This is a genomic window from Bradyrhizobium sp. STM 3557 (assembly GCF_045571465.1).
Taxonomy (GTDB): Bacteria; Pseudomonadota; Alphaproteobacteria; order Rhizobiales; family Xanthobacteraceae; genus Bradyrhizobium.
This window is the reverse complement of sequence record NZ_CP120697.1, coordinates 6,523,434-6,536,717: the sequence shown is the minus strand read 5'-3', so window position 1 is coordinate 6,536,717 and position 13,284 is coordinate 6,523,434. Positions and strand designations below refer to the sequence as shown.

Genomic DNA, 13,284 nt, shown 5'->3' with positions numbered 1-13,284 from the left:
CCGCTAGCCCGGCTTGCGCCAGCTGCGGCCATCACGGATCAGGAGCTCCGCGGCTGCCTCCGGTCCTTCGCTTCCGGCGGCGTAGGTCTGCAGGCCCTCACGTCCGGCTTTCTTCCAGGCGTCGATGAAAGGCTGCACCGCCTTCCAGCCTGCCTCGACGCTGTCGGCACGCTGAAACAGCATGTTGTCGCCGATCATGCAGTCATAGATCAGCGTCTCGTAGCCGGTCGCAGGCTCCGCCTTGAAATAGTCCTTGTAGTTGAACTTCATCTGCACGCCTTCGGTGCGGATCGTCGGTCCCGGCACCTTGGTGTTGAACTGCAGAGTGATGCCCTGGGTCGGCTCGATGGCGATGACCAGATAGTTCTCCGCCAAGCTCTCGACTGGTGTGCAGGTGAACATCGCGAACGGGGCCTGGCGGAATTTGATCGCCACCTCGGTGCGCTTCTGATCCAGCGCCTTGCCGGTGCGCAGGTAGAAGGGCACGCCCGCCCAGCGCCAATTGTCGATGGTCAGCTTCAGTGCAGCATAGGTCTCGGTCGCGCTGTCCGGCCTGACGTCCTCGGTGCTGCGGTAATCGGGCAGATCGGTGTCGCCGATCCGCCCCGCCGTGTACTGGCCCCGCACCGAATTCCGCAGCGCTTCGTCCTCGCTCTGGATCTGGATGGCGGCCAGCACCTCGGCCTTCTCCGAGCGCACGGTGTGTGCATCGAAACGTGCCGGCGGCTCCATCCCAACCAGCGACAGCAGCTGGAAGAGATGATTGGGCACCATGTCGCGCAACGCGCCGGTCGCATCATAGAAGCTGCCGCGGGTGCCCACACTGAGCTTCTCGTGGACCGTGATCTGGACGTGATCGATGTGGTGCCGATTCCAGATCGGCTCCAGCATGCCGTTGGCGAAGCGCAGCACCAGGATGTTCTGCACTGTCTCCTTCCCGAGATAATGATCGATCCGGTAGATCTGGTGCTCGTTCAGGATCTTGAGCAGCTTGTCGTTCAGCACCTTCGCCGAAGCGAGATCGGTGCCGAACGGCTTTTCGACCACGAGCCGCCGCCACGGACTGCCGTCGCCATCTTCCTGCAACAGGCCGACGCGGCCGAGCTGCTGGGCGATCGGCGCAAAGGCGCTCGGCGGGGTCGCCAGATAAAACAGCCGGTTGCCGCCGGTCTCGCGGTTGGCTTCGAGCTTCTCCAGACGCATCTTGAGCTGATCGAAGCTTTCCGGCTCCCTGGGATCGGCCTCGATCGCCGTGACGCATTGCAGGAGGCGTTTCGCCACCTCGTCCTCGACCGGACGTGTCGCATATCTGCGCAAGCCCTTCAGCAGGTCTTCGCGCAGCTTCTCGCTCGAGGCTTCCTTCCGCGTAATGCCGACGATGCAGAAACGGTCCGGCAAGAGGTTGCTGGCCGCCAGATTGTACAGCGACGGCAGCACCAGGCGATGGGTGAGGTCCCCCGTGACTCCGAAGATGACGAAGGCGCAAGCATCCGGCTTCTTATACGCAAATGAACCGTTTGCCATCGGCTCTACCCCTTCGGCTTGGCCGTCGGGGCGTTCGGCTCATGATGGCCGCCGAAGCCTTCGCGCATCGCCGAGAGGATCTTCTCGGCAAAGGTGTGATCCTTGCGTGAGCGGAAGCGCGCGAACAGCGCCGCGGTCAGCACCTCGGCCGGCACGGCCTCGTCGATCGCGGCATTCACCGTCCAGCGGCCTTCGCCGGAATCCTCGACAAAGCCGGAATATTTTTCGAGGCCGGGCTGCTTGGCGAGAGCAGAGGCGGTGAGATCGAGCAGCCAGGACGGGATCACGCTGCCGCGCCGCCAGACCTCCGCGATATCGGCGAGGTCGAATTCGAAGCGATGCCCCGTTGGCAGCGCTTCACTGCTGGCATTCTTGAGAATGTCGAAACCCTCGGCATAGGCCTGCATCAGGCCATACTCGATGCCGTTGTGGATCATCTTGACGAAGTGGCCGGCGCCGACGGGGCCGGCATGGATATAGCCGCGCTCGACGCGGGAATCCCGATTGTCGCGCCCGGGCGTGCGCGGAATGTCCCCGGTGCCTGGCGCCAGGCTCGCGAAGATCGGATCGAGCCGGTCGACGACTTCCTTGTCGCCGCCGATCATCATGCAATAGCCGCGATCGAGACCCCAGACGCCGCCGGACGTGCCGACGTCAATGTAATGCAAACCGCGCTCCTTCAGCGTCTTGCCGCGGCGAACATCGTCCTGCCAGAAGGTGTTGCCGCCGTCGATGATGACATCGCCGGACTCCATCAGCTTCGCAAGCTGCGCGATGGTATCTTCGGTGATCTTGCCCGCCGGCAGCATCACCCAGATGGTCCGCGGCTTGTCGAGCTTGCCGACGAACTCCTCGAGGCTGCTGGCGCCCACCGAGCCATCGGCTGCGAGGGACGCGACCGCCTTCGTATCGCGGTCGTAGACGACGGTCTTATGTCCATCGCGCATCAGGCGGCGGACGATGTTGCCGCCCATCCGCCCCAAGCCGATCATGCCGAGCTGCATTTGACTGACTTCCCTGACTTGAACGCGTTAGATCGTGAGCATGGTCGGCACGCACATCAGCTCAGCGCCTCCGTGATCGCGGCGTCCAGCATCTTCAGTCCCGATTTGAGATTGCCCTTGAGATGTACGCGCAGGGCGCGCCGGCCGCGCTCGGTCAGCACGTCGAAATCGCCGCGCGCCTGCGCTGCCTTGATGACGCCGAAGCTCGCCTTCTGGCCGGGGATCTCCAGGTCCATGGCGTCGTCGGCGGTGATCTGCAGAAACACGCCGCTGTCGGGGCCGCCCTTGTATGCCTGGCCGGTGGAGTGCAGGAAACGTGGGCCGAATTCGGCGCAGGTCGCAACATGCTTGCGGTCGCGCAGTTTCACGCGCATCGCCTGCAGCGCATCGATATTGCCTTCATTGCGCTCGACGTAGCCGAGCAGGGCGACATAGTCGCCCTTGTCGGCGCGCGCGAGATGCGCCTTCAGCCACGAGGTCAAGCTGCCGTCGGCGCCATGCTCGCGCAGCGCCTCCGCATTGTGCGCATCGGTGTAGAGCTCGCAGCCTTTCGCCGACATCACCGGCTGTTCGCTCGGCAATGCGCCGGTTTTTTCGAATTCGGCCGTGAGCTCGCGGGTCTTGATCTTGGCGGCCTCGACATCAGGCTGATCGAAGGGGTTGATGCCGAGCACGCTGCCGGCGACCGCGACCGCCATCTCGAAGCGGAAAAATTCCTGGCCGAGTTGATCGATCGATTGCATGATGATGCGCGCCACCGGATGGCCGGCCTCTTCGAGCGCCTTGAGCTTCTGCTCATGCGCCTCGTCCTGCTCGTCCTCGGTGCGGATGTCGATGAAGAAGCGATCGTTGCCGTAAGAGGCTGGCTCGCCCAGCGGCTCGCCATCGATCGGGATCAGGCCCTTGCCTTCCTTGCCGGTGGACTCCGCGATCAGCTGCTCGGCCCACGCGCCGAAATCGGCGATCTTGGCTGAGGAGAAGATCGTCACCTTGTCGCGGCCTTCGAGGCCGGCAAGGCCCATCGCGAGCCCCAGCTGAACGCCGGGATTCTCATGCGGCGGCACGTCGGCTCCGCAGGAGCGCACCATCGACAGCGCGCTGGTGATCAGCTTGCGAACGTCGATTCCGGCGGTCGCGGCCGGCACCAGGCCGAACGGCGACAGCACGGAGTAGCGGCCGCCGATCGATGGCTCGCCGTGGAAGATGCGCGCAAAACCCTGACGCTGCGCGGTCTTCTCCAGCGATGAGCCGGGATCGGTGACGGCGATGAAGCGATGGCCGGCCTTCGCCGCGCCGATCGCCTCGGAGACGCGCGCGAAGAAGTAGTCCTTCATGGCGTTCGGCTCGGTGGTGCCGCCGGACTTCGAGGAGACGATGAACACCGTCCTGGAGATGTCGATCGCCTTCTCCATCGCCCGCACCTGCGCCGGGTCCGTGGAATCGAGCACACGCAGCTTGGGGAAGCCGGATTTGCGCGGGAAGGTCTCGGCCAGCACCTCCGGCCCAAGGCTGGAGCCGCCCATGCCGAGCACGACGGCATCGGAGAATTTCTGGCCCTTCACGCGCTGGGCGTAATCCTCATAGTCGGCGAGGTTGGCCTTGGCCGGGCTGGTCAGCCAGCCCAGCCATTTGTGCTCGTCGGCACCGGTCCAGACCGACGAGTCCTTCTGCCACAGCCTGCGAATCTTGGCGCTGGCGCGCCATTCTTCCGTGGTCTTCTCGACCTTCTTGTCGAGTTCGGCGCCGGCTGCGATCGTCTGCCCGCCGATATTGTCGCCGAGCACGGTTGCGCGCTTGTGGGCGACGGCCCCGTAGAGCTTGTCGGCAGCATCGGCAAACTGCTTGACGCCGTCCTTGACCAGCTCCGCCGTGATCGCGTCGAGCGAGATCCCTGTGTGCGCGAGCTCATCGAGCACGGCTTTCGCCCCGTCGATGTTCTCCTCGAGGGTATCATGCACCTTGCCATGGTCACGGAAGGCGTCGAGCGTCGCCGGCGGCATCGTGTTGACGGTGTTGGGGCCGATCAGCTCCTCGACATAGAGCGTGTCGCGATAATCCTTGTTCTTGGTGCCGGTGGACGCCCATAGCAGCCGCTGCGGCTTGGCGCCCTTGGCGGCGAGCGCTTCCCAGCGTGCACCTGAGAACAGCCGCTTGTAATCCTGATACGCCATCTTGGCGTTCGCGATGGCGACCTTGCCCTTCAGCGCGGTGAGGCGCTCCTTCTCGGTCGGATCGTTCGCCTTGGCGATCTTCTCGTCCAGCTGCTTGTCGACCATGGTGTCGATGCGGCTGACGAAGAACGAGGCGACGCTGGCGATATGCGATGGATCGCCGCCCGCTTCGACATAGGCCTCCAGACCAGACAGGTAGGCTTCGACCACTTCGCGATAGACCGCTTGCGAGAACAGCAGCGTGATGTTGATGCTGATGCCCTTGCCGATCAGGTGCTCGATCGCGGGCAGGCCCTCCTCGGTGGCCGGCACCTTGATCATCAGGTTCTTGCGGTCGACCGCCTTCCACAGATGCTTGGCCTCGGCGATCGTGCCTTTGGTATCCAGCGCGAGATAGGGCGAGACCTCCAGGCTGACGAAACCGTCATTGCCGTCGAGGCGGTCGTAGACCGGGCGCAGCACGTCGGCGGCATGCCGGATGTCCTCGACCGCGAGCGCCTCGAACAGCGCGGAAACGGGCCGGTCGCCGCTCTTGAGAGCCTTGCCGATCGGGGCGTCATATTCGTCGGAGCTACCGATCGCCTTCTCGAAAATGGACGGGTTCGACGTCACGCCTTTGACGCCGTCCTCATCGATCAGCCGCTTGAGGTCACCCTTCGCGACGAAGCCGCGGGCGAGGAAATCCAGCCAGACGGCCTGGCCATGCTGTTCGAGTTTCTTGACGGGATTCATGGGCCTATCTATGTGCGCTGGCTTGCTTTTTTGGAGGTTCCAGCATTCGGCGCAGGCTGGCTTTTGTCAATGGAACCGAGCCTCACTATGCGCTCCCCCTTTGGATAACGCCATTCATAATGGATTGATCCAGAGCGAATCCCAAGGTGGGATTGGCAGATTCATGCGCTCAGATGCCGCCAGCCTCGCCGTGGCAGGTTGCGCCCCCGGTTCTGGCAAACCAGGGCCGGATGTACAGGTGTCCCTGCCGCTCGGCGATTGCGCCACGCCGCCTTTCTCGGCTTCGACAGATCCCGGCAACAAATCCGCCAAGGTGATATGCTGCACTGTCACGGTGTTGCCGCAGGCGGCAAGCTTGAGTCCGGCTTCGACGAATTGGTCGACCTTGGCGCTGATCTCGGAGAGTGCCGCGGAAGGCGTAGAGTGCCCTCAGCGCCGGTCCGTCCGCCACGAGGCGCGATCGCGACGGGTCCGCCGATGCCGTCAAGGTGGTTCTGGACATCGCCGAGCACGAAAGCCACCTTGTCGAGGTCGCTCGAGCGGTAGACGCCTTCGGCTTGTCGGCGCGACGACGAACGCGCCCACCATTGCCGCGAGCGCGCCAGGAAGCATGTTTCGGCGATGCATGCCGGCCTCCTTGCAAAACGCGAATGCAGTCACATGTGTTCAACGAGATGCTATCATTTGTGCCTGACGGCCGCGAGTGCCTGATGAAAGGCGACGAGCGCGGCGCGATTTTCAGTGTGGCCACGGTCGAGCAGGAACGAACCTCTCGTCGTCGCCTTATCAACGTGGATTTCATCGTCGCGAATTTCCGCCGTCACGAACGGCATCGTCGCGGCGATCCACTGCTTCGGGTGATGCGCAAGATGAACAGCGTCATTGCGGCGGACGAATCACGCATGAAGCTTGCTGCCGGAGGCGGCAGGCAAGGACGTGGTGACGATATGGATGATTGTGCGGCGATCGAATGTTGCGATCTCGGCGTTGCTGGACGCATTGCCGGCGCAATCAGGCGCGGCAATCGATGGTGTCTTCAGGGCAACAAAGATGAACAAGTGAGAGAAACGGGTAATTGCGCGGATAGCCTGCTTGTTAGGAAAGCGATAACTTTAGCGGATCAGGCTGTATCTGCCGTGACCGAAGCGGCTGAGTCGCGTCGAGATGGGTCGCTCGCGAAACGGTTGGCGTTCGATGGGTATACGACGCGTCGGAAACGACTCGTCTTTGTCAGCAAGAGCCAGCAGTGCCGGCGCGTCCATGCCGGTTCACAAATGTTTGTGCACCGCAGGGAAATGCGCCGGACGCGAAATTCCGGTGATTTGCGGATGTTGCGAAGCGGCGACAATAGGCTACAAAATATAGTATGGAGCGCGGTTTTGCCGAACTATTGGGCGAACTGCTTGTTGATACAGCAACGGTTGCTTGCGCTTCGCGTTGCAGAATCCGGGCTAACAGGTGCCCAATGGCCAACAGAATGCCCGCGTTGGAGTTGAGTCGGTGACGTCGATGACGAGGATCAAAACGCTTCCGTAGCTCGACTGGCAGCCAGGCAGTGCGGCGGAACTTACCGGTGGAGAGGGATCATGTACAACGATTCTTTGTTCAACGCTTTCGCCAGGTCGTTCGAGGCGAGAAGCCAGACCGACATGTCGATGGCGGAATATCTTGAATCGTGCCGAAACGACCCGATGCGATATGCAAACGCTGCTGAACGACTACTAGCCGCGATCGGTGAACCGCAGATGATCGACACGGCCAAGGACCCTCGCCTTGGCCGTATCTTTTTAAACCGCACGGTGCGCCTGTATCCGGCGTTCTCAGGCTTCTACGGCATGGAGGACACGATCGAGCGCATCGTCGGCTTCTTCCGTCACGCCGCGCAGGGGCTCGAAGAGCGCAAGCAGATCCTTTATCTGCTCGGGCCGGTCGGCGGAGGCAAGTCCTCGCTCGCCGAGCGCTTGAAGCAATTGATGGAGGTGCATCCCATCTATGTGCTCAAGGCCGGCGACGAGCTGAGTCCGGTGTTCGAAAGCCCGCTCGGGCTGTTCGATCCCGAAGCGCTCGGCCCGATGCTGGAGGAGAAATACGGCATTCCGCGTCGCCGCCTCACCGGCCTGATGAGCCCGTGGTGCTACAAGCGGCTGGAAGCGTTCGGCGGCGACATCTCGCAATTCCGCGTCGCCAAGCTGCAGCCGTCGCGGCTGCGCCAGATCGCCATTGCCAAGACCGAGCCGGGCGACGAGAACAACCAGGACATCTCCTCGCTCGTCGGCAAGGTCGATATCCGCAAGCTCGAGACTTACGCCCAGAACGATCCGGACGCCTACAGCTATTCCGGCGGGCTGAACCGCGCCAACCAGGGCGTGCTCGAATTCGTCGAGATGTTCAAGGCGCCGATCAAGATGCTGCATCCGCTGCTCACGGCGACGCAGGAGGGCAACTACATCGGTACTGAGAATATCGGTGCGATCCCCTTCAGCGGCATCATCCTCGCCCACTCCAACGAGGCGGAGTGGCAGAGCTTCAAGGCCAACAAGAACAACGAGGCCTTCATCGATCGCATCTGCGTCATTAAGGTGCCGTACTGCCTGCGCGTCACCGAGGAGCGCAAGATCTACGAGAAGCTGATCCAGAGCTCCGAGCTCGCCACCGCGCCCTGCGCACCGGCAACCCTCGAAACGCTGGCCCGCTTCTCGGTGATGTCGCGGCTGCGCAAGCACGAGAACTCGACGCTCTATGCCAAGATGCGGGTCTATGACGGCGAGAGCCTGAAGGAGTCCGATCCGAAGGCCCGCAGCGTACAGGAATATCGCGACTCCGCCGGTGTTGACGAAGGCATGGACGGCGTCTCGACCCGCTTCGCCTTCAAGGTGCTGGCGGCGACGTACAACCACGACACCGCGGAGGTCTCGGCCGATGCCGTGCATCTGATGTACGTGCTTGAGCAGTCGATCCGCCGCGAGCAGCTGCCCGAAGAGCTCGAGAAGCGCTATCTCGAATTCATCAAGGCCGACCTCGTGCCGCGCTATGCCGAGTTCATCGGCCACGAGATCCAGAAGGCCTATCTCGAATCCTACTCGGATTACGGCCAAAACCTGTTCGACCGTTACGTCGATTATGCCGACGCCTGGATCGAGGATCAGGACTTCAAGGACCCCGACACCGGGCAGCTGCTCAATCGCGAGCTGTTGAACCAGGAACTGACCAAAATCGAGAAGCCGGCCGGCATCGCCAATCCGAAGGATTTCCGCAACGAGGTTGTCAAGTTCTCATTGCGGTCGAGGGCCCAGAACGGCGGCAAAAATCCCAGCTGGACGTCTTACGAAAAAATCCGCGAGGTGATCGAAAAGAGGATATTCTCGCAGGTCGAGGACCTGCTTCCGGTGATCTCGTTCGGCACCAAGAAGGATGGCGACACCGAGAAGAAGCATGCCGACTTCGTCGCGCGCATGGTCGAGCGCGGCTACACCGAGCGGCAGGTTCGCCGGCTGGTCGAGTGGTACATGCGCGTGAAGCAGGCCGGCTGACAGGCTGATAGCGAGGCGTATCGAAGATGCACATCATTGATCGGCGCCTGAACCCGGGCGGCAAAAGTCTCGAGAATCGTCAGCGATTTTTGCGCAGGGCCAAGGCGCTGGTTCAAGGCGCGGTCAAGAAGACGTCGCAGGACCGCGACATCAAGGACGTGCTGGAGGGCGGGGAGATTACCATCCCGCTCGACGGCATGGACGAGCCGCGGTTTCGGCGCGAGGGTGGCACCCGCGACATGGTGCTGCCCGGCAACAAGAAGTTCGTCGAAGGCGACATTCTGCCGCGGTCCGGCGATGGCAGCGGCCGCAAGTCGGCGCCGGGGCAGGGCGACAGCGAGGACGCCTTCCGCTTCGTGCTCAGCAAGGAGGAGTTCGTCAACCTGTTCCTCGACGATCTCGAGCTGCCCGATCTTGCCAAGCGCAAGTTCGCCGAGGCCGAGAGCGAGGGGCTGCAGCGGGCCGGTTATGCGACCTCGGGCTCGCCGGCCAATATCTCGATCAGCCGCACGGTAACCCGCGCGCTGGCCCGCCGTGTGGCGCTGCGGCGGCCGCGGCCCGAAACCATCGCCCAGCTCGAAGCCGAGCTAGCGGAGGAGGAGGACGAGGATCGCCGCGCCGAGCTGATGGCGCAGATCGAGGCGCTGAAGGCCAAGGCCAAGCGGATTCCCTTCATCGATCCGATCGACATCCGCTATCGCCGCTTCGAGACGGTGCCGAAGCCGATCGCGCAGGCCGTGATGTTCTGCCTGATGGATGTTTCCGGCTCGATGTCGGAGCACATGAAGGATCTCGCCAAGCGGTTCTACATGCTGCTCTACGTGTTCCTGACGCGGCGTTATCGCCATGTCGAGATCGTCTTCATCCGCCATACCGACCGCGCCGAGGAAGTCGACGAGCAGACCTTCTTCTACGGCCCGGCGTCGGGTGGCACGCTGGTCTCGAGCGCCTTGCAATGCATGCACGAGATCGTCCAGTCCCGCTTCCGTCCGTCGGATTGGAACATCTACGCCGCGCAGGCCTCCGACGGCGACAACGCGACCTCGGATTCCGAGGCCGTCGCGCGTATCCTGACCAGCAACATCCTGCCGGTGTCGCAATTCTTCGCCTACCTCGAAGTCGGCGAATCCGGCGGCTATTCCTTCGAAATGCCGGACTCGGCGCTGTGGTCTCTCTACGAGAAGCTGCGCGCCGGCGGTGAGCCGCTGTCGATGCGCAAGGTGCGCGACCGCAGCGAGATCTTCCCGGTCTTCCATGACCTGTTCCAGCGTCGCAGGCCACAGGAGAAAGTCGCTTCATGACCGAACTGCTTTTCGACGGAGCCGACTGGAATTTCTCGACGCTGCAGCGGATACACGATGCCTGCGAGACCATCGCGCAGCGTGAGCTCGGGCTTGACACCTATGCCAATCAGATCGAGGTGATCACCGCCGAGCAGATGCTGGATGCCTATTCGTCGGTCGGCATGCCGATGTTCTACAAGCACTGGTCGTTCGGCAAGCACTTCGCGTTCCACGAGGCCTCCTACCGCAAGGGCCTGATGGGGCTTGCCTATGAGATCGTGATCAACTCATCGCCCTGCATCTCCTATCTGATGGAGGAGAACACGGCGACGATGCAGACACTGGTGATCGCGCATGCCGCGTTCGGCCACAATCACTTCTTCAAGAACAACTATCTGTTCAAGCAGTGGACCGATGCCGACGGCATCCTCGACTACCTCGAATTCGCCAAGAGCTATGTCGCGCAATGCGAGGAGCGCCACGGGCGCGCAGCGGTCGAGCACACCATGGACGCCGCTCATGCCCTGATGTCGCACGGTGTCGACCGCTATCCCGGCAAGAAGAAGCTCGACTTCCGCGAGGAGGAGAAGCGCGCCGGCAAACGCCGGCTCTACGAGGAAGCGGCCTTCAACGATCTCTGGCGCACCACGGTGCCGACCGGCCCGGCCAAGACGCATGCGACGCTCACTGTCGAGCGGCGCCGTGCGCTGCTCGGGCTGCCCCAGGAGAATCTACTGTACTTCCTGGAGAAGAGCGCGCCGCGGCTTGCCCCCTGGCAGCGCGAGCTATTGCGCATCGTGCGCCACATCGCGCAATATTTCTATCCGCAGGGCCAGACCAAGGTGATGAACGAGGGCACTGCAACCTTCGTTCACTACCAGATCATGAACCGCCTGCATCAGCGGGGACGGATCACCGACGGCAACTTCCTCGAATTCCTGCAGTCGCATACCAATGTCGTGTTCCAGCCGGATTTCGACGATCCGCGCTTCTCCGGTTTCAATCCCTATGCGCTCGGTTTCGCGATGATGCAGGACATCGAGCGCATCGTGACGCAGCCTTCGGACGAGGATCGCGAATGGTTTCCGGATATCGCCGGCAAGGGCGATGCCATGGGCGTGCTGCGCGATGTCTGGGCCAACTACCGCGACGAGAGCTTCGTCGGCCAGTTCCTCAGCCCGCATCTGATGCGCCAGCTCCGCCTGTTCCACCTGCACGACAACCCGGCCGATCGGGCCGGCATCCTGGTCGACGCGATCCACGACGAGCGCGGCTATCGCCGCATCCGCCGCGAGCTCTCCCGGCAATATGACGTCGGCTATATCGATCCGAACATCGAGGTTGTCGATGTCGATCTCGCCGGCGACCGCCGGCTGATGCTTCGCCACACCGTGGTGAAGGGCGCCCAGCTCAACGAGACCGACGCCAAGCGGGTGCTGCAGCATCTGGCCGATCTCTGGACCTACGACGTGTCGCTCACGGAAGTCGACGCAGGCACCGACAAGGTGCTGAAGGAGTATGTGCTCAATCCGCGGATACAACCGGCGGCCGCTTGACGCGGCCGCCGTAGGAGCCTCCTGAGCGCTGTCCTCACGTCGAAGCATAAGAAGGCCCGAGGTGCCGTCTTGCTCCGGGAGCGGGACTGTGGCTGCCATCTTGACTTTGGCCGGCGAAGTCAACCTAAATCCTGGCGCACATCTCCGGTAGATGCCGGGCATGATCGTTCGAGCCAGGGCAGGGCGCTGTGACTGAAGGGCTTCGCGGCACGTCGCTGCCGTTGGTGCGTGATCGCTTCATCCCATTGCAGAAGTCCGACATGCTCGATGGGCTGATCGCGCATTTTGGCGTCGATGGCGACGCGGCGCGTGAATTGCGGCAGCTCGCCCACATGCTGGGCGCCATCCTGCATCAGCAATATTTCGATGAGCTCGATGGGCTGCGCGAGGCCTATTTCTATTTCGATCCCGAGGTCGGTTCGGTGGCGCATCGATCGCCGCAGCAGCTCGATGCCGCCTATCGCAGGCTGAGCGACGAGTTCGTCCGCATCCTGCGCGAGGCCAATTTCGTCGAGATCACGCATGACGAGATCCTGCAGGCGTTTGCCGAGCACGCGCTGGTCCGGGTCAAGATCAAGGCACCGATTTCGGACTACCGCGACATCAGAATGTTTCGCCGCGGCTGGCATCGCGAGACGATCGAGATCGCCTCGCTTTATGGCCTGCGGCGGCAAGCGCTCGAGATCGACGTCTATGACGACGTGGTGCTGATGGTCGCGACCCTGCCTGATGATCCCGCATCAAAGTCGGCGAAGCCGCGGGCCGGCCTTTGGCGCGGCCGCAACAAGGTCCGTGGCGGCGCGGTGCTGTTCAAATATTTTCGCCACATCGCACGCGGCGATCTCGAAGCTTTGCTCCCCAACGTGCGGGTCGTGATGAGCGTGTTCGACCAGCTCACCTTGGGCGTGCCCGCGCTGATCGGCGGCGTACCGATCCTGCTCAAGCTCGCCTCCACCTTCACGGTGCTGTTCGTGGTCGCGGGCTTCTATCTCGGCCTCACCGGCACGGTTCAGGACGACGATACCAAACAGGCGCTGGCGGCACTCTCCGGCCTGTTTGCGCTCGGCAGCTTCGTGCTGCGGCAATGGGGCAATTTCCACCGTCAGTCGCTGATCCACCAGAAGCAGGTCACCGACAATATCTACTTCCGTAACGTCAATAATAATTCCGGCATTTTCAACTATCTCGTCGGCGAGGCCGAGGATCAGGATTGGAAGGAAGCGCTGCTTGCCTATGTCGCGCTGTGGCTGGCGGCCGTGTCGCTCCGCCGCGAGGTGGTCGGCGGCCATGTCCAGGAGCTGCTGCAGCAGACATTCGGCGTTCGCGCGTCCTTCGCGGCCGACGCGGCGCTGGCGAAGCTGCAGGAATTCGGTCTGCTGAGGGAGGCTGACGACGCCGTCGCCGTGGTGTCGCCTGCGGAGGCGATTGCGCGGCTGGAGCGGGTGTGGACGACGTTGTTGCGCCCGACCTCGAAGTGACGCCCA

8 protein-coding genes are annotated in these 13,284 nt (G+C 62.8%); 5 read left to right on the top strand and 3 right to left on the bottom strand.

Annotated elements, in window-relative coordinates; all coding sequences use genetic code 11:
* Positions 1-3: 3 nt before the first annotated feature.
* From zwf to P6U24_RS30240, 3 genes are read right to left on the bottom strand one after another with little or no spacing between them, the layout of a single operon-like run.
* Complete coding sequence (gene zwf, locus P6U24_RS30250; protein ID WP_407156083.1) at positions 4-1,524, bottom strand: glucose-6-phosphate dehydrogenase; 1,521 nt, start codon at positions 1,522-1,524, stop codon at positions 4-6.
* Positions 1,525-1,529: 5 nt separating this feature from the next.
* Complete coding sequence (gene gnd / locus P6U24_RS30245) at positions 1,530-2,528, bottom strand: phosphogluconate dehydrogenase (NAD(+)-dependent, decarboxylating) (RefSeq protein ID WP_407156082.1); 999 nt, start codon at positions 2,526-2,528, stop codon at positions 1,530-1,532.
* Positions 2,529-2,584: 56 nt separating this feature from the next.
* Positions 2,585-5,431: a bifunctional transaldolase/phosoglucose isomerase gene (locus P6U24_RS30240; RefSeq protein ID WP_407156081.1), complete on the bottom strand. Its 2,847-nt coding sequence runs from the start codon at positions 5,429-5,431 to the stop codon at positions 2,585-2,587.
* 710 nt (positions 5,432-6,141) lie between these two features.
* Here P6U24_RS30240 and P6U24_RS30235 point away from each other — a divergent pair.
* The 5 genes from P6U24_RS30235 to P6U24_RS30215 all read left to right on the top strand — a co-directional run bounded on the left by P6U24_RS30235 (position 6,142) and on the right by P6U24_RS30215 (position 13,278).
* Positions 6,142-6,927 carry a hypothetical protein gene (locus tag P6U24_RS30235; protein WP_407156080.1) on the top strand — a complete coding sequence of 262 codons (786 nt, stop codon included), beginning with the start codon at positions 6,142-6,144 and terminating at the stop codon, positions 6,925-6,927.
* A gap of 90 nt (positions 6,928-7,017) precedes the next feature.
* The gene (locus tag P6U24_RS30230; RefSeq protein WP_407156079.1) at positions 7,018-8,961 is read left to right on the top strand and encodes a PrkA family serine protein kinase; all 1,944 of its coding nucleotides are present in this window, start codon (positions 7,018-7,020) and stop codon (positions 8,959-8,961) included.
* Positions 8,962-8,987: 26 nt separating this feature from the next.
* Complete coding sequence (locus tag P6U24_RS30225) at positions 8,988-10,262, top strand: YeaH/YhbH family protein (RefSeq protein WP_407156078.1); 1,275 nt, start codon at positions 8,988-8,990, stop codon at positions 10,260-10,262.
* On the top strand, positions 10,259-11,800 hold the full coding sequence (locus P6U24_RS30220) for a SpoVR family protein (protein ID WP_407156077.1): 1,542 nt from the start codon (positions 10,259-10,261) through the stop codon (positions 11,798-11,800). The genes P6U24_RS30225 and P6U24_RS30220 overlap by 4 nt, the downstream gene beginning before the upstream one ends.
* A 188-nt stretch (positions 11,801-11,988) precedes the next feature.
* Positions 11,989-13,278, top strand: coding sequence for a TMEM143 family protein (locus tag P6U24_RS30215; protein WP_407156076.1), 1,290 nt, complete (start codon positions 11,989-11,991; stop codon positions 13,276-13,278).
* Positions 13,279-13,284 lie beyond the last annotated feature (6 nt).

Excerpts from the sequence above, each read along its gene's own strand:
- zwf (WP_407156083.1), bottom strand. The coding sequence starts at position 1,524 with ATGGCAAACGGTTCATTTGCGTATAAGAAGCCGGATGCTTGCGCCTTC.
- gnd (WP_407156082.1), bottom strand. The coding sequence starts at position 2,528 with ATGCAGCTCGGCATGATCGGCTTGGGGCGGATGGGCGGCAACATCGTC.
- P6U24_RS30240 (WP_407156081.1), bottom strand. The coding sequence starts at position 5,431 with ATGAATCCCGTCAAGAAACTCGAACAGCATGGCCAGGCCGTCTGGCTG.
- P6U24_RS30235 (WP_407156080.1), top strand. The coding sequence starts at position 6,142 with ATGAAAGGCGACGAGCGCGGCGCGATTTTCAGTGTGGCCACGGTCGAG.
- P6U24_RS30230 (WP_407156079.1), top strand. The coding sequence starts at position 7,018 with ATGTACAACGATTCTTTGTTCAACGCTTTCGCCAGGTCGTTCGAGGCG.
- P6U24_RS30225 (WP_407156078.1), top strand. The coding sequence starts at position 8,988 with ATGCACATCATTGATCGGCGCCTGAACCCGGGCGGCAAAAGTCTCGAG.
- P6U24_RS30220 (WP_407156077.1), top strand. The coding sequence starts at position 10,259 with ATGACCGAACTGCTTTTCGACGGAGCCGACTGGAATTTCTCGACGCTG.